The sequence below is a fragment of the Variovorax sp. YR566 genome (assembly GCF_051992195.1).
Taxonomy (GTDB): Bacteria; Pseudomonadota; Gammaproteobacteria; order Burkholderiales; family Burkholderiaceae_C; genus Variovorax.
Genome location: NZ_CP197092.1, coordinates 45,212 through 65,959, shown reverse-complemented (window position 1 = coordinate 65,959; position 20,748 = coordinate 45,212). Strand labels below are relative to the sequence as shown.

Annotated in this window: 20 protein-coding genes; all 20 read left to right on the top strand. The window is 68.4% G+C overall.

Going from position 1 to position 20,748, the window contains the following annotated elements; translation table 11 throughout:
* Nucleotides 1–3: 3 nt before the first annotated feature.
* The 20 genes from ACTG4X_RS00350 to ACTG4X_RS00255 all read left to right on the top strand — a co-directional run bounded on the left by ACTG4X_RS00350 (nucleotide 4) and on the right by ACTG4X_RS00255 (nucleotide 20,668).
* Nucleotides 4–1,656, top strand: a complete 1,653-nt coding sequence (locus ACTG4X_RS00350) for an ABC transporter ATP-binding protein (RefSeq protein ID WP_093076357.1) — start codon at nucleotides 4–6, stop codon at nucleotides 1,654–1,656.
* Nucleotides 1,656–2,594: a 2-hydroxyacid dehydrogenase gene (locus ACTG4X_RS00345; RefSeq protein ID WP_097197596.1), complete on the top strand. Its 939-nt coding sequence runs from the start codon at nucleotides 1,656–1,658 to the stop codon at nucleotides 2,592–2,594. The genes ACTG4X_RS00350 and ACTG4X_RS00345 overlap by 1 nt, the downstream gene beginning before the upstream one ends.
* 55 nt (nucleotides 2,595–2,649) lie before the next feature.
* Nucleotides 2,650–4,044 (top strand): aspartate aminotransferase family protein, encoded by a 1,395-nt coding sequence (locus tag ACTG4X_RS00340; protein WP_440533026.1) that lies wholly within the window; start codon nucleotides 2,650–2,652, stop codon nucleotides 4,042–4,044.
* On the top strand, nucleotides 4,041–4,955 hold the full coding sequence (locus ACTG4X_RS00335; protein WP_093076351.1) for a DMT family transporter: 915 nt from the start codon (nucleotides 4,041–4,043) through the stop codon (nucleotides 4,953–4,955). Before ACTG4X_RS00340 ends, ACTG4X_RS00335 begins: the two co-directional genes overlap by 4 nt.
* Before the next feature lie 13 nt (nucleotides 4,956–4,968).
* Nucleotides 4,969–5,709, top strand: coding sequence for a GntR family transcriptional regulator (locus tag ACTG4X_RS00330; RefSeq protein WP_093076349.1), 741 nt, complete (start codon nucleotides 4,969–4,971; stop codon nucleotides 5,707–5,709).
* Nucleotides 5,706–6,734: a histone deacetylase family protein gene (locus tag ACTG4X_RS00325; protein WP_093055120.1), complete on the top strand. Its 1,029-nt coding sequence runs from the start codon at nucleotides 5,706–5,708 to the stop codon at nucleotides 6,732–6,734. Before ACTG4X_RS00330 ends, ACTG4X_RS00325 begins: the two co-directional genes overlap by 4 nt.
* Nucleotides 6,731–7,810 carry a phosphotransferase gene (locus ACTG4X_RS00320; RefSeq protein ID WP_440533025.1) on the top strand — a complete coding sequence of 360 codons (1,080 nt, stop codon included), beginning with the start codon at nucleotides 6,731–6,733 and terminating at the stop codon, nucleotides 7,808–7,810. The genes ACTG4X_RS00325 and ACTG4X_RS00320 overlap by 4 nt, the downstream gene beginning before the upstream one ends.
* Nucleotides 7,803–9,074 carry an aspartate aminotransferase family protein gene (locus ACTG4X_RS00315; RefSeq protein ID WP_440533024.1) on the top strand — a complete coding sequence of 424 codons (1,272 nt, stop codon included), beginning with the start codon at nucleotides 7,803–7,805 and terminating at the stop codon, nucleotides 9,072–9,074. The genes ACTG4X_RS00320 and ACTG4X_RS00315 overlap by 8 nt, the downstream gene beginning before the upstream one ends.
* 71 nt (nucleotides 9,075–9,145) lie before the next feature.
* Nucleotides 9,146–10,351, top strand: coding sequence for a M20 aminoacylase family protein (locus tag ACTG4X_RS00310; protein ID WP_440533023.1), 1,206 nt, complete (start codon nucleotides 9,146–9,148; stop codon nucleotides 10,349–10,351).
* A gap of 17 nt (nucleotides 10,352–10,368) precedes the next feature.
* Nucleotides 10,369–11,370, top strand: a complete 1,002-nt coding sequence (locus ACTG4X_RS00305; RefSeq protein ID WP_093055128.1) for a tripartite tricarboxylate transporter substrate-binding protein — start codon at nucleotides 10,369–10,371, stop codon at nucleotides 11,368–11,370.
* A 124-nt stretch (nucleotides 11,371–11,494) separates the two neighbouring features.
* On the top strand, nucleotides 11,495–11,968 hold the full coding sequence (locus ACTG4X_RS00300) for a helix-turn-helix domain-containing protein (protein ID WP_307614741.1): 474 nt from the start codon (nucleotides 11,495–11,497) through the stop codon (nucleotides 11,966–11,968).
* Nucleotides 11,962–13,290, top strand: coding sequence for a type II toxin-antitoxin system HipA family toxin (locus ACTG4X_RS00295; protein WP_440534452.1), 1,329 nt, complete (start codon nucleotides 11,962–11,964; stop codon nucleotides 13,288–13,290). Before ACTG4X_RS00300 ends, ACTG4X_RS00295 begins: the two co-directional genes overlap by 7 nt.
* 90 nt (nucleotides 13,291–13,380) lie before the next feature.
* The gene (locus tag ACTG4X_RS00290) at nucleotides 13,381–14,106 is read left to right on the top strand and encodes a glycine zipper 2TM domain-containing protein (protein WP_097197604.1); all 726 of its coding nucleotides are present in this window, start codon (nucleotides 13,381–13,383) and stop codon (nucleotides 14,104–14,106) included.
* Between the two features lie 142 nt (nucleotides 14,107–14,248).
* Nucleotides 14,249–15,163, top strand: a complete 915-nt coding sequence (locus ACTG4X_RS00285) for a dihydrodipicolinate synthase family protein (protein ID WP_426390895.1) — start codon at nucleotides 14,249–14,251, stop codon at nucleotides 15,161–15,163.
* 48 nt (nucleotides 15,164–15,211) lie between these two features.
* Complete coding sequence (locus ACTG4X_RS00280; RefSeq protein ID WP_093055138.1) at nucleotides 15,212–16,345, top strand: branched-chain amino acid ABC transporter substrate-binding protein; 1,134 nt, start codon at nucleotides 15,212–15,214, stop codon at nucleotides 16,343–16,345.
* Nucleotides 16,346–16,367: 22 nt separating this feature from the next.
* Complete coding sequence (locus ACTG4X_RS00275; protein ID WP_093076339.1) at nucleotides 16,368–17,303, top strand: 4-hydroxyproline epimerase; 936 nt, start codon at nucleotides 16,368–16,370, stop codon at nucleotides 17,301–17,303.
* 11 nt (nucleotides 17,304–17,314) lie between these two features.
* Nucleotides 17,315–18,418 (top strand): NAD(P)/FAD-dependent oxidoreductase, encoded by a 1,104-nt coding sequence (locus tag ACTG4X_RS00270; protein ID WP_440533022.1) that lies wholly within the window; start codon nucleotides 17,315–17,317, stop codon nucleotides 18,416–18,418.
* Nucleotides 18,415–18,663: a (2Fe-2S)-binding protein gene (locus ACTG4X_RS00265; RefSeq protein ID WP_093076336.1), complete on the top strand. Its 249-nt coding sequence runs from the start codon at nucleotides 18,415–18,417 to the stop codon at nucleotides 18,661–18,663. Before ACTG4X_RS00270 ends, ACTG4X_RS00265 begins: the two co-directional genes overlap by 4 nt.
* Complete coding sequence (locus ACTG4X_RS00260) at nucleotides 18,660–19,952, top strand: FAD-dependent oxidoreductase (protein WP_440533021.1); 1,293 nt, start codon at nucleotides 18,660–18,662, stop codon at nucleotides 19,950–19,952. The genes ACTG4X_RS00265 and ACTG4X_RS00260 overlap by 4 nt, the downstream gene beginning before the upstream one ends.
* A gap of 29 nt (nucleotides 19,953–19,981) precedes the next feature.
* The gene (locus ACTG4X_RS00255; protein ID WP_093174501.1) at nucleotides 19,982–20,668 is read left to right on the top strand and encodes a GntR family transcriptional regulator; all 687 of its coding nucleotides are present in this window, start codon (nucleotides 19,982–19,984) and stop codon (nucleotides 20,666–20,668) included.
* Nucleotides 20,669–20,748: the final 80 nt, after the last annotated feature.

Sequence of the window (20,748 nt, the reverse complement as noted above, 5' to 3'; positions counted from 1 at the left end):
GAAATGAACGCCACCGTGACGCCCATGAAACCCCTGCACCCCGTGCTCGACATCGTCGACCTGAGCATCTCGCTGCCCTCGGGCGCCGACCGCGCGCTGGCCGTCGAGGGCGCCACGCTCTCCGTGCTGCCGGGCCAGACGCTGTGCGTGGTCGGAGAGTCCGGCTCGGGCAAGTCGATGATCGCCAACGCCGTCATGGGCCTGTTGCCGCGCCCGCACGTGGCGCCGGTGGCGGGCCGCATCATGTTCGAGGGCCACGACCTGCTGCAGCTCACAGAGCCGCAGATGCGCGAGCTGCGCGGCCGGCGCATCGGCATGGTGTTCCAGGAGCCGATGACCGCGCTGAACCCTGTGATGCGCATCGGCGAGCAGATCGGCGAAGTGTTCGACGCGCACGGCAGCGTGCCCGCGGCCGAGAAGCGACGCCGCATCCTCGCGGCGCTGGCCGACGTGGGCCTGCCCGACCCCGAGCTGCTGATCGACGCCTATCCCTTCCGCCTCTCGGGCGGCCAGCGCCAGCGCGTGATGATCGCCTGCGCGCTGGTGCTGGAGCCCGTGCTGCTGATCGCCGACGAGCCCACCACCGCGCTCGACGTGACCACCCAGGCGCAGATCCTCGCGCTGATACGCGAGCTGCAGCAGCGCCGCGGCACGGCGGTGCTCTTCATCACGCACGACTTCGGCGTGGTCAGCGAAATCGCCGACCACGTGGTGGTCATGCAGACCGGCCACGTGGTCGAGAGCGGCCCGGCCGCGCAGGTGCTCGGCGCGCCGCAGCATCCCTACACGCGCAAGCTCATCGCCGCCATTCCCGACGGCCAGGCGCAGACCGTGCCGCACGACGACCTCACGCGCGTGCTGCAGGTGCAGGACCTGTGCAAGACCTACCGTTCGAGCGGCGGCCTGTTCAAGCGCGGCCGTGCGGTGCAGGCGGCAAAGGACATCAGCTTCGAGCTGCACCGCGGCGAAACGCTGGGCCTCGTGGGTGAGTCGGGCTCGGGCAAGTCGAGCGTCGGGCGCTGCCTGGTGGGGCTCGCACCCTTCGACAGCGGCCGCATCATCTTCAAGGGCCGCAATCTGGCGCAGGGCCGCAACTTCCGCAGCGCGGCGGCCGGCAAGATCCAGATGGTGTTCCAGGATCCGTACGCATCGCTCAACCCGCGCCACCGCGTGGGCGCGGCCATCGCGGGCGGGCCCATCGCACAAGGCGTGGGCAAGGCCGAGGCGATGGCGCGCGCCATGGAGCTGCTGCAGCTCGTGGGCCTGGGCGCCGATGCGGCGCAGCGCTATCCGCACGAGTTCTCGGGCGGGCAGCGCCAGCGCATCGGCATCGCCCGCGCGCTCGCGATGCAGCCCGAGCTGCTGGTGGCCGACGAGCCGGTGTCGGCGCTCGACGTGTCGGTGCAGGCGCAGGTGCTGGAGCTCTTCGCGCAGGTGCGCGCGCAGTTCCAGCTCGCGATGGTGTTCATCACGCACGACCTTCGCGTGGCCGGGCAGATGTGCGACCGCATCGCGGTCATGCAGCGCGGCGAGGTGGTGGAGTACGGCGAGACGCAGAAGGTGCTCAACGATCCGCAGCACGCCTACACGCGCAAGCTGATCGACGCCGTGCCGCGCCTCGCGCCGCAGGCCGACATGTCTGCGAAGGTGGCCTGATGCCTTGCGTTGCGCTCCTGAGCGATGTGCTCGACATGCACTACCTGGCGCCCGCTTTTCGCGAGCATTGCCCCGACATCGATTTGCGCCTTGGGTCCGACCTCGGCCCGCTCGACCAGATCGATGCGGCCGTCTGCTGGTTTCCGCCGCATGGCCTGCTGGCGAGCCTGCCGCAGCTGCAACTGGTGCAGTCGCTGGCAGCGGGCGTCGACCACATCACGGCCGACCCCCGGCTGCCGCGCGCGCTGCCGCTGTGCCGCATCGTCGATCCGGAGATGGCCACGGGCATGAAGGCATACGTGTGCTGGGCCGTGATCCAGCACCAGCGGCAGATGCCCGCCTACCTTGCGAGCGCGGCCCGGCGCGTGTGGGAAGAGCAACCGATGAGCCCGCCCGGGCGCCATCGTGTCGGCATCGCGGGGCTCGGCACCCTGGGGCTGGCCTGTGCCGAGGCGCTGGCCGTCATCGGCTATGCGGTGCGCGGCTGGAGCCGCAGCGCCAAGGCCGAACTGCCGGCCGGCGTCACGGGCTTTCACGGCGATGCGCAGCTCGACGAATTCCTCTCGGGCTGCGACACGCTGGTGTGCCTGCTGCCGCTCACGCCGCAGACGCAGGGCTTTCTGGACGCAGACCTGTTCGCGCGGCTGCCGCGTGGCGCGCACCTGGTCAACGTAGGGCGTGGCGCGCATCTGGTCGAAGCCGACCTGCTGCGCGCGCTGGACCTCGGCCAGCTCTCTGCCGCCACACTCGACGCCTTCACACAGGAGCCGCTGCCGGCCGACCACCCCTTCTGGGGCGACCCGCGCATCCTGGTCACGCCACACATCGCCACCCGCACCGACACCTCTGTGATCGCGCGGCAGACACTTCACAACCTCGCGCTCGTGCAGCGCGGCGAGCGGCCCCACACGGCCGTCGACCTCGACCGGGGCTACTGAGCCGCGAGGTTTTCTTCTCTATCGCAATTCAAGCAAGAAAAACGGAGCAGGCCCCATGAACGCATCGATTCCCAACGCCGCCCTGCAATCGGCACACGCCGAGCGCGCGGCGAACGACATTGCGGCCCATCTGCACCCCTTCACCAATCTCGCGGCGCATCCGCAGGTCGATCCGCTCGTGATCGAGCGCGGCGACGGCATCTACGTGCAGGACGACCAGGGCCACCGCTACCTGGAAGCCATGTCTGGCCTGTGGTGCGTCTCGCTGGGCTTCAGCAACGCGCGCCTGGCCAAGGCCGGCAGCGAGGCGCTGCACACGCTGCCCTGCTATCACACCTTCAACCACCGCTCGAACGCAGCCGCCATCGCGCTGGCCGAGAAGCTGATTGCGATGGCGCCGGTGCCCATGTCCAAGGTGTTCTTCGCCAACTCGGGTTCGGAGGCGAACGACACGGCCGTCAAGCTGGTCTGGTACTACCACAACGCCATCGGCAAGCCGGCCAAGAAGAAGATCATCGCGCGCCGCAACGCGTACCACGGCGTCACCGTGGCGGCGGCCAGCCTGAGCGGGCTTGTTCCCAACCACCGCGACTTCGACCTGCCGATCGACCGCATCCTGCACGTCGACTGCCCGTACCACTACCGCTATGCCGAGCCCGGCGAAACCGAAGAAGCCTTCGCCACGCGGCTGGCCGATGCGCTGGAGCAGCGCATCCTGGCCGAAGGGCCCGACACCGTGGGCGCCTTCATCGCCGAGCCTGTGATGGGCGCGGGCGGCGTGCTGGTGCCGCCGGCCACCTACTTCGAGAAGGTGCAGGCCGTGCTGCGCAAGTACGAGGTGCTGCTGATCGCCGACGAGGTGATCTGCGGTTTCTGCCGCACCGGCGAGATGTTCGGCTCCACCACCTTCGGCCTGCGGCCCGACATCCTCACGGCCGCCAAGGCGCTGTCGTCGGGCTATGTGCCGATCTCGGCCGTCATGGTGTCCGAGCAGGTGCATGCGGCCGTGGCCGCCAACAGCGGAAAGATCGGCACCTTCGGCCACGGCTTCACCTACTCGGGCCATCCGGTGACCGCAGCCGTGGCGCTCGAAACACTGCGCATCTACGAAGAGGAAAAGGTGCTCGCGCATGTGCAGTCGCTGGCGCCACAGTTCCAGGCTGGCCTGCGCCGCTACGCCGGCCATCCGCATGTGGGCGAGGTGCGCGGCGTGGGGCTGATCGGCGCGATCGAACTCGCAGCTGAGCCGGCTACCCGCACGCCGTTCGATCCGGCGATGAAGGCCGGCGCGCGGCTGGCCGAGCTTGCATTGCAGGAAGGCCTGATCGTGCGCGCCATGGGCGATGCCGTTGCCTTCTGCCCGCCGTTGATCATCACGCCCGCGCAGGTCGACGAGATGTTCGAACGCTTCGACCGCGCGATGGCCCGCTTCGAGGCTTCGCTGGCGTGAACACAGCGAACGCCGCAGTGCTGCTGCGACCGCCGGGCTCCAGGAGCACCGGCGTTGCGCTGTTCTTCTGCGCGCTGATGGCCTTTGCGAGCTACGACGCCTTCTGCAAGCACATGCTGCAGTTCTACCCGGCGCCGTTCATCAACCTGATGCGCTACCTGTCGGTGATCTGCATCGCCTTTGCCATGCTGCTGCGCCATGGCGACCTGCGCATCTGGCGGGCGCCGCAGAAAAAGCTGCTGCTGTTGCGCGGCACGATGCTCGCGACGGTGGCCACCTGCTTCATGACGGCGCTGATCTGGATGCCGCTGGCCGAGGCCACTGCGATCTACTTCACCGCGCCGCTGCTCATGGTGGCGCTGTCGCCCTGGCTGGTCGGTGAACAGGTGCAGCGCAGCCGCTGGGTGGCGGTGAGCGTGGGTTTTGCCGGCATGCTGCTGATCGTGCGGCCCGGCGGCAACCTGCCCTGGGTGGGCACGGTGCTGATGGCGGTGTCGGCCGTCTGCTATGCGATCTTCCAGCTGCTCACGCGCCGCCTCGCGGGGCTCGTTGAAAGCCCGGTGCAGTACGCGTACACGGCGATCGTGTGCCTGGTGGTGACGGCCGTGCCGGCGCCCTTCTTCCTGCCGGCCGAGCGGCCCGCCGCCGGTGCGGTGTTGCTGCTGCTTGCGGGCGGCGCGTGCAGCGGGCTCGCGCAATGGCTGCTGCTGGCCGCCTTCGAGCGCGTCGAGGCCGCGACGCTGGCGCCGCTCAACTACTTTCAGCTGCTGCTCGCAGTGGCCTTCAGCACCTTCTGGTTCCACAGGCCGCCCGATGCGCTGGCAATGGCGGGCATTGCGCTGATCATGGCGGCGGGCGTGTACCTGGCGCGGCGGCCGATCAAGAATAAGAACCCGATCCCTCTCACATGACGAGACAAACACCATGGCTTTTTCTTCTTCCACCGCCGACAGCGCCGGCTTCGAGTCCGTCGAGGCGCAAGACCTCGTCGGGCTGGTCGAAGCGCAGCTGACGCGCGCGATCGTCGAGGGGCGCCTGGCGCCCGGCAGCCGCATCGTCGAGGCCGAGATCGCGCGCCGCATGGGCGTGAGCCGCGCCCCGGTGCGCGAGGCCGCGCGCCGGCTCGAACGGCAGGGCGTGCTGGTCGCGCGGCCGCGCCACGGCTTCGCGGTGCGCACCATCAGCGTCCAGGAGATCGACGACCTGTTCGAAGTGCGCCTGAGCCTGGAGATGACCTCGGTCGAGCTGGCCTGCCGCAAGGCCGACGACGCGGGGCTGCAGCGCCTGCGCACGCTGGTCGACGGCATGGTGCGCGAGGCGCCCACGCAGCCGCAGCACGTGCGCATCGCGACCGACCTGGCCTTTCACACGCTGATCTGCGAGCTCTCGGGCAACGCGCACCTGCACCGCATCTTCTCGAACACGCAGACCGAGATGCAGATGATCATCGCGCTGATCGACGCGGTCTACCACGACCCCGAGACCATGGCCAACACGCACTACCCGATCGTCGATGCGCTGATGAGCCGCGACGTCGATGCATCGCGCCTGGCCATGCGCGAGCACCTCGACGACGCCTGGCAGCAGGTGCGCGCGCTGTTCGTGAAGCAGCACGGCACGGTTTCTCCATCTACCCCGACTCCAACGCAAGGACCCGCGCGATGAAGATCGTCTACAGCGACGCCCACAAGGACCACGACCCGCAGCTCTTCATGGTGCGTGGCCGCCTGAAGCGCAGCAACGAGCAGCCCGAGCGCGCCTTCCGCCTGCTGTCGGCGGTCGAGCATGACGGCCACGAGGTCATCGCGGGCGAAGACTTCGGCGCCGGCCCGCGCGCCGCGATCCACACGCCCGAGTACCTGCGGTTCCTCGAGACGGCCTATGCGCGCTGGCGCCTGCTCGACGACCCCTCCGACGAGGTCATGCCCAACATCCACCCCTTTCCGGGAGAGCCCTGCACCTACCCGGAGAGCGTGGTCGGGCAAGCCGGCTACCACATGGGCGACAACGCCTGCTCCATCGGCCCGCACACCTGGGCTGCGGCCGTGGGCTCGGCCCACGTGGCCACCCATGCGGCACAACTGGTGCTGCAGGGCGAGCGCGCGGCCTATGCGCTGTGCCGCCCGCCGGGCCACCACGCGTATGCAGACCGGGCCAACGGCTTCTGCTACCTGAACAACACCGCCATCGCCGCGCAGCAGCTGCGCGCGGCGCACGAGCGCGTGGCGATCCTCGACATCGACGTGCACCATGGCAACGGCACGCAGGGCATCTTCTACCGCCGCGCCGACGTGCTGACGATTTCGCTGCACGGCGATCCGCGCAACTTCACACCCTTCTTCACTGGCTACGCGCACGAGCGCGGCGAAGGCGCGGGCCTGGGCTACAACATCAACAAGCCGCTCGCGCTGGGCACCGACATCGATGGCTACCTGCCTGCGTTGCGCGATGCCTGCGAGAGCATTCGCGCCTTCGCGCCCGGCGCGCTGGTGGTGGCACTGGGACTGGACACGCACGAGCGCGATCCCTACAAGGGCATGAAGATCACCACGCCGGGCTTCGCGCAGCTGCTCGCCGAGATCGCGCGTCTGGGCTTGCCGACCGTGCTGGTGCAGGAGGGCGGCTACCTCTCCGACGACCTGGGCCCCAACCTCGCCAGCGCGCTGCGCGGCTTCGCGGGCGCCGCATGACGGCAGCGGACGGGTTCGACGATGCGGACGTCTTGAGCGAAGGCTCGCCCGAACTCGACGCCGAATGGGTGCGCGCGTTCGCGCTGCGCCATTACGGCATCGAGGGCGAGATGCGGCCGCTGACCGGCGAGCGCGACCGCAACTACCGCCTCGAATCGGCGCTGACCGGCGAGCGCTTCATGCTGAAGATCTCCCACCCGAGCGAAACACCGCTGGTGGCGGACTTCCAGACCCAGGCGCTGCTGCACATCGCGGCGGCCGACGCGGGGCTGCCTGTGCAGCGCATCGTGCCCACGCGCGAGGGCCAGCCCTCGCTGCTGTGCGATCCGGGCGACGGCCTGCCGCGCGTGGCTCGGCTCTTCAGCTATCTGCCGGGCTTGCCCTTGCCCGAAGCGCCGCGCACCGCCGCGCAGCAACTGAACCTGGCGCGCATGCTGGCCCGGCTCGACCTCGCGCTGCGCGACTTCGACCATCCGGCCGGCGCGCTCGCGCTGCCCTGGGACATCCAGCGCGCCGACAGCGTGCGCGGCCTGCTCGCGCACATCGGCGATCCGCAGCGGCGCGCGCTGGCCGGGCGCTCGCTCGACCGCTTCGAGCGCGATGCGAAGCCCGTGCTGGCGGGCCTGCGCACGCAGCCCATTCACAACGACTTCAACATCTACAACGTGCTGGTCGACCCCGCCGACACCGACCGCATTGCCGGCATCCTCGATTTCGGCGACATGGTGCGCGCGCCGCTGATCGACGACCTCGCAGTGGCCGCGGCCTACCAGCTCGATCCGGCGGGCGATGCGCTGGCGGGCATCGTGCCCTTCATTGCCGCGTACCACGCCGTGCTGCCGCTGACGCGCGAGGAGGTCGACGTGCTGTTCACGCTGATCACCGCGCGGCTCGTGATGGTGGTGGCCATCAGCGGCTGGCGCGCCGCGCGCCACCCCGACAACGCGGCCTACCTGCTGCGCAACAACGCGCTTTCGTGGGCCCGCCTGCAGGCCTGCGACCGCATCGGCAACGACGTCGCGAGCACCGCCTTCCGGTGCGCCTGCGGCATGAACCAGAGTCACGCAAATGCCTGAAGAATCGCTCCTGGAGCGCCGCGCGCGGCTGCTCGGTCCGGCCTACCGCCTGTTCTACGAAGCGCCGCTGCACCCGGTGCGCGGCGAGGGCGTGTGGCTCGACGACGCCGACGGCAAGCGCTATCTCGATGCGTACAACAATGTCGCGTCGGTGGGGCATTGCCATCCGCACGTGGTGGAGGCCATCGCGCGGCAGGCCGGCGTGCTCAACACCCACACGCGCTACCTGCACGAGGGCGTGCTCGACTACGCCGAGCGCTTGCTCGCCACCATGCCGCGCGAACTCGGCCATGCGATGTTCACCTGCACCGGCAGCGAGGCCAACGACCTCGCGATGCGCATCGCCAAGGCCCACACCAAGGCCGAAGGGCTGATCGTCACGCGCTTCGCGTACCACGGCGTGACCGAATCGATCGCGCAGGCCTCTCCTTCGCTCGGGCGCTTCGTACAGCTTGGCCGCGCGGTGCGCACCGTGCCGGCGCCGGACAGCTATCGCGTGCCGGCCGGGGAGCAGGGCGCGGCGTTTGCGGCCGGTGTGCGTGCAGCGATTGTCGACCTGCAGGCTCATGGCATTCGGCCTGCCGCGTTGATGGTCGACACGGTGTTCTCGAGCGACGGCATCTTCACCGACCCTGCGGGATTTCTCACTGAAGCGGTGGCCGCGATTCGCGAAGCCGGCGGCATCTTCATCGCCGACGAAGTGCAGCCGGGCCTGGGCCGCACCGGCGATGCCTTCTGGGGCTTCATGCGCCACGACGGCCTGGTGCCCGACATCGTGACCATGGGCAAGCCGCTGGGCAACGGCCATCCGCTGGCCGGGCTGGCGGTGCGCCCCGAGGTGCTGGCCGCGTTCGGCCGCGAGTGCCGCTACTTCAACACCTTCGGCGGCAACCCGGTGTCGATGGCCGCCGGCATGGCCGTGCTCGACGTGATCGAGCGCGAAGGCCTGATGGCCAATGCGCAGCGCGTCGGCCGCCATCTGCGCGCGGGGCTCTCGAAGCTTGCCGAGCGCCACGAGTTGATCGGCGACGTGCGCGGCGCGGGCCTGTTCGTGGGGCTGGAGCTCGTGACGGACCGTCGCGCGCGCACGCCTGCCACGGCCGAGACCGTGCGCGTCGTCAACGGCCTGCGGGAGCGGCAGGTGCTGCTGAGCGCCACCGGAGAGCACGCCAACACGCTGAAGATCCGCCCGCCGCTGGTGTTCTCCGAAGCCAATGCCGATCTGCTGATCGACACGCTGGACGAAGTGCTGGCCGGGCTTTGACCCGCTGCCATGGCGGCAAACGCCGCCTTGCGCCAGAATCGTCCGCCTCCCACGACAGTGCCCTTGCCGCCATGAACATCGCCGATTCCTTCCTTGTCAACGCTGCCCGTTTCGTCGAGATCCGACGCGACATCCATGCCCACCCCGAACTCGGTTTCGAGGAGCACCGCACCTCCGAGAAGGTCGCGAACCTGCTGACCGGATGGGGCATCGAGGTGCACCGCGGCATCGCCGGCACTGGCCTCGTCGGCGTGCTGCGCAAGGGCACGGGCTCGCGCACCATCGGCCTGCGCGCCGACATGGACGCGCTGCCATTGCACGAAGCCAACGAGTTCGCCCACAAGTCGACCAACCCCGGCCGCATGCACGCCTGCGGCCACGACGGCCACACCACGATGCTGCTGGCCGCCGCGTGGCACCTGTCGCAGCAGGGCCCCGGCGACTTCGACGGCACGGTGCATTTCATCTTCCAGCCCGCCGAGGAGATGGGCAAGGCCGGCGCCAGGAAGATGATCGACGAGGGCCTGTTCGAGCGCTTTCCGTGCGACGCGGTCTTCGGGCTGCACAATTTTCCGGTGGGCGACGTGGGGCGCTTCGCGCTCAATGAGGGCGCGCTGATGGCGTCGAGCAACACGTACAAGATCACCGTGCATGGGCGCGGCACGCACGCGTCGATGCCGCACACGGGCATCGACCCGGTGGCGGCGGTGGTCACGCTCGCGCAGCAGCTGCAGACCATCGTGGCGCGCACCATTCCGAGCACTGAGCGTGCGCTGCTTGCGGTCACGCAGCTGCAGGGCTCCGATGCGCCGAACGTGATTCCCGACGTGGCGACGGTGGGCGGCACCATCCGCACCTTCTCCATCGAGGCCATCGACAAGATCGAGGCCCGCCTGCGCGAAGTGGCCGCGGGCGTGGCGGCGGCGCATGGCTGCACGGCCGAGGTGTATTTCAACCGCTCGTCGCCGCCGACCGTGAACCACCCGGCCGAGGCGCGTTTTGCCGCCGGCGTGATGCGCGAGGTGGTGGGCGACGACATGGTGACCGACAACTTCCCCGCCGTGATGGGCGCTGAAGACTTCGCGCACATGCTGCTCGCACGGCCCGGCTGCTATGCCTTCCTGGGCAATGGCGACGGCGATCACCGGCTGGACGGCCACGGGCCCGGCCCTTGCATCATCCACAACACCTCGTTCGACTTCAACGACGAGATCATCCCGATCGGTGCCAGCTACTTCGTGAAGCTGGTGCAGCGCTGGCTGCCGTCGGGCGTTTGAATTTTTCACTGTCGACGATGACGAAGAAAGAAGTGGCCACCCAGATGACCTCCACCCCGCTCACCCGACGTTCATTGACCGCGCTTGCAGCCGCGGCGGTGCTCTGTGCCGTTGCACCGGCGCATGCGCAGCAGCGCGTGATCCACATCGTCGTGCCCTTCGCCACCGGCGCGGTGCAGGACACGGTGGCGCGCGCCTTCAACAACGAGTTGGGCGCGGCGCTGAATGCCAGCGCCATCGTCGAAAACCGCGCGGGCGCGGGTGGCACCGTGGGCGCGGCCCTGGTGGCGCGCGCGCCGGCCGACGGCAACACGCTGATCCTGGCGGCTGCGAGCCACAACATCGCGGGCTTTCTCTACAACAAGCTGAGCTACGACCCGCTGAAGGATTTCGTCGGCGTGGCCAACGTCGGCAATGCGGGCTATGTGCTGGCGGTGGCGAGCGGCATGAATGTGTCGAGCACGGCCGACTTCATCAAGGAGGTCAAGGCCAACCCCGGCAAGTACAACTACGCCTCGGCGGGCAACGGCAGCGCCACGCACCTCGCGATGGCATCGTTTCTCGCGAAGGCGGGGCTGCAGATGACGCACATCCCGACCAAGTCGACCGGCGAGGCCGTCAATGAGGTGCTCGCGGGCCGCGTGCAGGCGGTGATCTCGTCGAGCATCGGCGTGATCGGGTTCCAGGACGACGCGCGCATGAAACTGCTGGCTTCCACAGGCCAGTCGCGCAGCCCCTTCCTGCCGAAGCTGCCGACCGTGGCTGAAAGCGGGCTGCCGGGCTACGCCTTCGATTCGTGGATCGGTCTGCTCGCGCCGGCCGCCACGCCCAAGGCGGAGGTCGAGCGCCTGAACGCCGCGGCCAACAAGGTGCTGGCCGACCCGGCGATCCAGGAGCGCTTCAAGCGGCTGGGTGTGGAGCCGCGCAGCCAGAGTGCGGAGGAATTCCAGAAGCTGCTGCGTTCGGATTGGGATGCGATGGGGGTTGTGGTGAAGGCTTCCGGGGCGAAGATCGACTGAGGCGGTGATCGAATAACGGCCAGGCCTTGTTTCGGGGAAAAACAAGACAGGGCTTGTAATTTATAAAAATATCCCAAAGCTGATATTTTGACAAAATAAGCTACAGCCGATATTCTGATCGGCGATGGACTATCCCCTTCGCTTCGTCGACCAGCTGCGGCCGCATCTCAAGGCACTGCGGAAGAAGCGCGGCCTGACGCAGGCGCAGGCAGGCGCGCTGGTCGGTGTCAGCCAGGCCCGGATCGCGGAGATCGAAGCGAATCCCGGGGCGGTCAGCTTCGAGCAACTGATGAAGTTGATGGCGGCGTTGGGGGCATCCTTTTCCCTGCAGGACGGGACGTCCCCAAGTCCCATCGCGGACGCCGCGCAGCAGCATTCCGGGAAGCGCGACTCGCTGCCGGACGATGCCGTGAACCTTCCGGAGGGATGGATCGCCACGAGGATGAGCGATCAATCGGTGCTGGTCCGCCTGCCTTCCGGGCAATCGAGCGCTCCAGGCACATCGCTTCGTGCGCTTCAGGCGCTGAATCCCGGCAAGGACATCAAGCCGACGTCTCGCCGGAGCTTCGTCGTCCGGCCGAAGAAGGAGTCCTGGTGACGCAAGCGCTCGGCGCGTGGATGAACGGGGAGCCCGTTGGCACCTGGTCCGTCGACCACGGCGTCCACACCTTCCGGTACGACCCACGATGGCTCGAATCGCCCCGGCGGCGCTCGCTGTCGTTGTCGATTCCGCTCACCGGCACGCTCGAAGTCCGCGGCGAGGTGGTCCGCAACTACTTCGACAATCTGCTGCCCGACAACGACAGGGTTCGCGCGCGTCTGCGCAATCGCTTCAAGCTCAAGGACGCCAAGACTTTCGACCTGCTCGAAGCCATCGGCCGCGACTGTGTCGGGGCCGTGCAATTGCTGCCCGAAGGCGCCGCGCCGCAGGGCTGGAATGCCGTGAACTGCGAGCCCCTGGACGAAGAGCAGATCGCCGCGCTGCTGCAAGCCGTTCCGTCCGAAGACACCCCGGAAGGCATGCGCGACGAAGACCTGTTTCGCATTTCCCTTGCCGGTGCGCAGGAGAAGACCGCCCTGACTTTCTGGAACGGCGAATGGTGCCGGCCGCATGGCGCCACGCCCACCACGCACATCATCAAGCTGCCGCTGGGATTGATCGGCGGCTCCAAGCGCGTGGACGCCTCGGACTCGGTGCAAAACGAATGGCTGTGCGCACAGATCGTCGAGGCACTCGGCCTGCCAGTGGCGCCGACGTCCATGGCCACTTTCGGCGGGCAGACGGTCCTGGTCGTGGAGCGGTTCGACCGCGAGTGGAGGGGCGGTGGCGCCTGGATCGCGCGCCTGCCGCAGGAAGATTTTTGCCAGGCCATGGGCCTGCCGTCCGACAGGAAGTACGAGCAGCACGGCGGCCCCGGCATGAGCAAGTGCCTGCAGCTTCTGCAAGGCAGCGGGAGTGCGGATGACGGCGCCCGCTTCCTGCTCGCGCAATTGGCCTTCTTTCTGCTTGCCGCCACCGACGGCCATGCCAAGAACTTCTCGATTCACCTCCTGCGCGGCGACGCCTACGAGATGACGCCGCTCTACGACATCATTTCGATGTGGCCGTACTTCGGCAACGGGCCCAATCAGTTCCAGCCGCGCAAAGCGGGCCTGGCCATGGCGATCCGTTCCAAGAATGCGCACTATGTCTTTCACACCATCCAGGCTCGCCACTGGCATGGGCTGGCCATGAAGAACGGCGGCATCGACGTCTGGAACGCCATGCTGGACATGGTGGCGTCGGTGGAGGACGCACTGAGCGAGGTCGAGGCCCTGTTGCCGTCGGATTTCCCTGCATGGACCTGGGAGTCCATCTCACGGGGCATGCGAAGCGAGGCCGAGCGGTTCCTCTCAGGTGTGACCGACATCGCTGTGTAGGACGCCGGTCAATTGACAACGCGCCGCCCGCGTTCATGCTTCCTGATGGGTTTCGGGGCATTCCGCTTCGGACCGTAAAAGGGGCTTTTCATGGATCCGACGTCGCCATTCAACCCGCCTCCGGGCCAGCCGGCGGGCAAGTCGCCCAAGGCGCTGTGGGCCGTGATCGGCGCATTGAGCGTGGCCGTGGTGGCGCTTGGCGGCGTGTTGCTTCACCGGCAGGAGCCGGTCGCGAGTGCGAGTGTTCCGCCGCCAGTCGTTGCCGCAGCATCACCCGCCGCACCGGACGATTTCAAGCCTGAAGCCATGCCGCCAGCGCCCGCAGTGCCGCCCACGGCGGCAGGCCCGGCGCCACAAGCGAGGGCGGCTGCGCCGATGCCCGCTCCCATGCCAGCCCCGGCTGTCGAGCCCGGACCGGCGCCAGGCGTGATGAATGCACCACAGGTCGCTGCCGCGCCTCCCGCCCCGCCACCTTGCGCGGTCTGCGGCCATGTCGAATCGGTTCGCCCGGTTCAGAAGCGCATCCAGAACACCTCGGGCGTGGGGGCCGTGGCCGGCGGCGTGGTGGGTGGCCTCGTCGGCAACCAGTTCGGCCATGGCAATGGGCGCGTCGCGACCACCGTGCTCGGCGCGGTGGGCGGCGGCTTCGCGGGCAACGAGATCGAGAAGCACGTGCGCACGGTCACGGTCTACGAGGTGGGCGTGCGCATGGACAACGGCACGCTGCGCACCGTCGAGACGAAGACCGCGCCGCCCATCGGCAAGCCGGTGACGCTCAAGCGGGGCCTGCTGCGCCCCGCGGACGGCCGCAAGTAGCGCGACCTACCCGCGCTCCCGGATATCACAGAAAAACCGGGCGCGGAAGAGCGCATGCCCGAAAGATATCTTGACCATATATCCTTAATATATTTAAAGTGCGACGCTTCCACACCACCGCACATCCACAAGGAGCGATCAAGTGAGCAATCCCCGCTGGCAAGGCATCTTCCCCGCCGTCACCACCAAGTTCCACGCCGACGAGAGCATCGATGCCGAGGGCACGGCCCGTCACATCGACTTCCAGATCCGCAACGGCATCCACGGCCTCGTCACCTGCGGCTCGCTTGGCGAAGCCAGCACGCTGACGCTGGAAGAAAAGCTGCAGGTCGCGAAGATCGCGCTCGAAGCCGCCGATGGCCGCATCCCGGTGCTGGCCAACGTGTCCGAAACCAGCACGCGCGAAGCGCTGCGCTACGTGGACGGCGCCAACAAGCTCGGCGTGGCCGGCTTCATGGTGATGCCCTCGGTGATCTACGTGGCCGACGCGCGCGAGGCGATGCTCAACGTGCGCACCATCGCCAATGCAGCGCAGAAGCCCATCATGGTCTACAACAACCCGGTGGCCTACCGCGTCGACCTCAAGCCCGAGCACATGGTCGAGCTGGCCGACTGCGAATGGATCGCGGCCATCAAGGAAAGCACCGACGACATCCGCCGCATCACCGACCTGCGCAACACCGTGGGCGACCGCTACCAGCTGTTCCTGGGCGTGGACGACCTCGCCTACGAAGGCCTGGCGCTCGGCTGCGACGGCCTGCTGGCCGGCGTAGGCTGTGCCTTCCCGCGCGAGACCGTGGCGCTGTACGACCTGATGAAGGCCGGCAAGTTTTCCGAAGCGCTCAAGCTCTACCAGTGGATGACGCCGATGCTGCATCTCGACGTGTCGACCAAGCTGGTGCAGAACCTCAAGCTCATCGACGTGCTGGTGGGCGTGGGCAGCGAGCACATGCGCCGTCCGCGCCTGCCGCTCATCGGCGAGGAGCGCGCCTTCATCGAAGCGATCGTCAAGAAGGCGCTCGCGACGCGGCCCACTCAGTACCAGTCGGTCATGTAATCGCACACAACGAACGTCCTTTTCATCGTCCCCAACCTAGGAAGAAGCATGAAGACAAAAGCAGGCATGGTTCCGTTTCTAAGCCTCGTGGCCCTCGCCCTTGCAGGCCAGGCGTACGCACAGGAGCAGGTGGTCAAGATCGGTCACAGCGGTCCGCTGTCGGGCCCCAATGCCTTCGCGGGCAAGGACAATGAAAACGGCGTGCGCCTCGCCGTCGAGGAGCTCAACGCGAAGAAGCTCGTCGTCGGCGGCAAGACGCTGAAGTTCGAGATGGTGTCGGAAGACGACCAGTGCGACGCCAAGACCGGCGTGAGCGTCGCGCAGAAGTTCGTGGATGACGGCGTCAAGTACGTCATGGGCCCGTACTGCTCGGGCGTGGCCATTCCGGCTTCGCGCATCTACAGCGAAGGCGGCACCATGGTCTCGACCGTGGGCACCAACCCGAAGGTCACGCAGGGCGGCTACAAGAACCTCTACCGCATCATCGCGAGCGACAACCAGATCGGCTCCAGCATGGCCGTGTATGCGGCCAAGGTGCTGAAGGTGACGAAGGTCGGCGTGATCGACGACCGCACCGCCTTCGGCCAGGGCCTCGCCGAAGAGTTCACCAAGGAAGCGAAGAAGCAGGGCCTGACCGTGGTCGGCCAGGAGTTCACCACCGACAAGGCCGTGGACTTCACCGCCATCCTGACCAACATGAAGGCCAAGGCGCCAGAGGCCATCTTCTTCGGCGGCTATGCACCGCAGGCCGCGCCCATGGCGCGCCAGATGAAGCAGCTGGCCGTGCCCGGCAAGCTGCTGGGCGGCGACACCGTGTGCAGCCCCGCCACCGGCAAGCTCGGCGGCGATGCGGTCAACGACCTGGTGTTCTGCGCGCAAGGCGGCTCCATCCTCGAGAAGGCGCAGAGCGGCCCGGCGTTCAAGGAAAAATTCAAGAAGCGCTTCAACGCCGACCCTGATGCCTACGCAGCTTCGTACTACGACCAGGTGCTGTTCATCGGCGAGTCGATGAAGAAGGCCAACTCCATCGACCCAGACAAGGTGGGCGCGGAGCTCTACAAGGCAACGTACAAGGGCGTGGCCGCAACCTATGCCTACGACGACAAGGGCAACATGAAGCAGGCGCCCATCACCGTGTTCACGTTCAAGAACGCGGCCCCGGTACCCATCGCCAGCTACTGAACGAACGAACGGACGACGCCACATGCAACGCATCCAGGTCATCGACTCGCACACGGGCGGCGAGCCCACGCGCCTTGTGATCGGCGGCTTCCCCGATCTGGGCGGCGGCAGCATGGCCGAGCGCCGTGCGCTGCTGGCCGACCAGCACGACAAATGGCGCGCGGCCGCCGTGCTGGAGCCGCGCGGCAGCGACGTGGTGGTGGGCGCGCTGCTGTGCGAGCCGGTGTCGCCGGATGCGGCTGCCGGCGTGGTCTTCTTCAACAACGCTGGCTACCTCGGCATGTGCGGCCACGGCACCATCGGGCTGGTTGCGAGCCTTGCGCACATGGGGCGCATCGGCGTGGGCGAGCACCGCATCGAAACGCCCGTGGGCACCGTCACGACCACGCTGCACGAAGACGGCTCGGTGAGCGTGCGCAACGTGCCCGCGTACCGGCATCTGCACCAGGTGGCGGTCGAGCTGCCGGGCCATGGCACCGTGCGCGGGGATGTGGCCTGGGGCGGCAACTGGTTCTTCCTGGTGAGCGAACACGGCCAGCGCGTGGCGAGCGACAACCTCGCGGCGCTGACCGACTACACCGCGGCATTGCGCAAGGCACTCTCGGCCCAGGGCATCACGGGCGCGGACGGCGCGGAGATCGACCACATCGAACTCTTCGCTGCAGATGATGAAGGCGCCGACAGCCGCAACTTCGTGCTGTGCCCCGGCAACGCCTACGACCGCTCGCCCTGCGGCACCGGCACCAGCGCCAAGATCGCCTGCCTCGCGGCCGACGGCAAGCTTGCGCCCGGCGAGGTGTGGAAGCAAGCCAGCGTGATCGGCAGCGTCTTCGAGGCCAGCTACGCGATGGACGGCGACAAGGTCATTCCCACGCTGCGTGGCCGCGCGCACATCAGCGCGGAAGCCACGCTGCTGATCGACGACGAAGACCCGTTCGGCTGGGGCATCCGGCTCTGACGCCGCGCGGCATGGACGCGGATGTCATCGTCATCGGCGCCGGCATCGTCGGCGCGGCTTGCGCGCAAGCGCTTGCACAGGCGGGGCGCCGCGTGCTGGTGCTCGATGCGCGCATCGGCGGCGCCACCGGCGCGGGCATGGGTCACCTCGTGGTGATGGACGACAACGCGGCCGAACTCGAACTGAGCCGCCATTCGGTCGCGCAATGGCGCGAGCTTGCGCCGCGCATGAGCGAAGACTGCGCGTACAGCGCCTGCGGCACGCTGTGGATTGCCGCCAACGACGAAGAGATTGCCGAGGCCGAACGCAAGCAACAGCGGCTGCGCGCGCACGGCATCGACAGCCGGCTGCTCGATGCGCGCGAACTGGCGAGCGCCGAGCCCGCCTTGCGCAAGGGCCTGTCGGGCGCGCTCGAAGTGCCGGGCGACGGCATCCTCTATGCGCCGAATGCGGCGCGCTGGCTGCTTGCGCAGGCCGCTGATTCGGTCCGTGTGGAGCACGCGAAGGTCGATGCCGTCGAAGACGACGGCGCACTGCGCCTCGCGGACGGCAGCCGCCGCACCGCGCCGCAGATCGTGCTGGCCAACGGCATCCAGGCGACGACGCTGTGCCCCGAACTCCCGATACGCCCGAAGAAGGGACACCTGCTGATCACCGACCGCTATCCGGGCACGGTGCATCACCAGCTGGTCGAGCTCGGCTACGTGACCAGCGCACACCACAGCGACGGCGACTCAGTCGCCTTCAACGTGCAGCCGCGTCCCACGGGGCAACTGTTGGTCGGCTCGTCGCGCCAGTTCGACACGACCGATCCGACGGTCGAGGCGCCGATGCTGGCGCGCATGCTCCAGCGCACGCTGGACTACCTGCCGGGGCTCGCGAATCTCAACGCCGTGCGTTCGTGGACCGGCATGCGCGCGGCGTCGCCCGATGGGTTGCCGCTGCTGGGCAAGCACCCGTGGCGCGAGAAGCTCTGGCTTGCCGTTGGGCACGAAGGCCTGGGCGTGACCACGGCGCCGGGCAGCGCGCATCTGCTTGCTGCGCTGATGACCGGCGCGACTCCTGACTTCGATGCGGCGCCATACGCGCCGCGCGGACTGCGGGAGATCGCATGAGCGCCCACACCCTGTTGAACATCGACGGTCACCTGGTCCGCGTGAAGGCGGGCAGCTCGGTCGCCGCCGCGTTGCGCGTGGCTGGTGGCATGGGCGTGGCGCGCACGTCGGTCACGGGCCAGCAGCGCGCGCCGTTCTGCGGCATGGGCGTGTGCCAGGAGTGCCGCGTGCTGGTCGATGGCCGGCGCAGGCTCGCATGCCAGACGGTCTGCGCCGAGGGCATGCGCGTGGAGACCGCGGAATGAACATGGAACATTGCGATGTGCTGATCGTCGGCGCAGGCCCGGCCGGCATGGCGGCGGCGGTGGCTGCCGCGCCGAGCGGTGTATCGATCGTCGTCATCGACGACAACCCCGCGCCCGGCGGACAGATCTGGCGCGATGGCCCCTGCGCAGCCTTGCCACCAGCGGCGCGCAAGTGGCGCGATGCACTCGAGCGTCACGCCAACATCCGCGTGCGCAGCGGCACCCGCGTCGCTGCCGCACCTTCGCCCAACGAGCTACTGCTCGAAGACGCGGAGCGCGCCACGCGCATGCAATGGCGCAAGCTCGTCCTCTGCACCGGCGCGCGCGAGCTGCTGCTGCCCTTCCCCGGATGGACGCTGCCCGGCGTGACCGGCGCGGGCGGCCTGCAGGCGCTCATCAAGGCCGGCATGCCGGTCGAGGGCGAGCGCATCGTCATCGCGGGCAGCGGCCCCTTGCTGCTCGCCGCCGCCGCAACGGCACGTGCGGCGGGTGCGAAAGTGCTGCGCATCGCCGAACAGGCTTCATTCGCTTCGGTCGCGCGCTTCGGCGCCAGCCTCGCGCGCTGGCCGGGCAAGGTCGCGCAGGCAGTGATGCTCGCCGATCCGCAGTACCGCACTTCGTCGCGCATCGTCTCGGCGCAGGGTGCGACGCAGGTCGAGTCGGTTCGCCTTCGGCAAGGCAGCGCCAGCGAAGTCGAGATCGCCTGCGAGCGCATCGCCTGCGGCTTCGGCCTTACGCCCAACACGCAGCTGGGGCAACTGCTCGGCTGTGCCCTCACGCCTGCGAGCTCCGGTGCGCAGGCCCTGGCGGTCGATGCCTCGCAGGCCACCAGCGTCGCCGGCGTCTATGCAGCGGGCGAGTGCACCGGCTTCGGCGGCAGCGAACGCGCGCTGGCACAGGGCACCATCGCCGGCCATGCCGCCGTCGGCAACGAGCGCGCTGCAAAGACGCACGAGGGCGAACGCGCCCGCTGGAACGCCTTCGCCGCCCAGCTGCACCGCAGCTTCGCACTGGCCGCCGACATCAAGGCCATGCCGCAACCCGACACGCTCGTGTGCCGCTGCGAAGACGTGCCCTTCTCCGCGCTGGCAGCCTGCAGCGGCTGGACAGACGCCAAGCTGCACCGCCGCTGCGGCATGGGCGCGTGCCAGGGGCGCGTCTGCGGTGACGCTGCACAGTTTCTCTTCGGATGGACTCCGCCCGTGCCGCGCCCGCCGCTGTCGCCGGTCCGCATAGCGACACTGGCGGGTCTCGTGGGTCTGGCGAACGACGGCGACGCCCGACAATGACGCCGCCGCATCCGCGGAAAAAGAAAACCATGGCCGCCCCGAAGAAGACTGCTCCAAAGAAGACAAGCTTGCGCGCACCGCCCAAGCGCCGCGCCGCCGACATGGCCTACGACGCCATCGAGACGCTGCTGTCGACCATGCTGCTGAAACCCGGCAGCCAGATCGTCGAGGCCGAACTCGCCGAGCGCACGGGGCTGGGCCGCACGCCGGTGCGCGAGGCGCTGATGCGCATGGTGTCCATCGGCCTCATCGTGCAGCAGCCGCGCCGCGGACTGCTGGTGTCGGCCATCGACCTGGCCGACCATCTCGACGTGATCCAGACCCGCCGCGTGCTCGAACTGCTGATTGCCGCCTGCTCCGCGCGCCGGGCCACCGCGCAGCAGCGCAAGGAAATCGTTCATTGCGCCGAGATGATGGTCGAGGCCGCAGGCCGCGGCGACCTGAACGACTACATGCAGGCCGACCGCGCGCTGGACCTCGTCAACCACCAGGCGAGCCACAACGATTCAGCGGTGAAGGCGGTGGTGCCGTTGATCGTGCAGTGCAGGCGCTTCTGGTACGCGTACCAGCATGAAGGCGAGATCGTCGAGGGCGCGAATGCGCACCTCGAACTGGCGCAGGGCATCGCGACAGGCGATGAGGCCGCGGCCATCGCGGGCGCCAACCGGTTGATGGACTATCTCGAAGTCTTCGCCCGCAAGATCATCGACAAGTAGCGGCGAGTAGGCCGAAGGGCCTCGCCCGGCACCCGGGGAATTCCGTGTGTTCTACAGCGGCTTGCAGCGCCATACTGGCC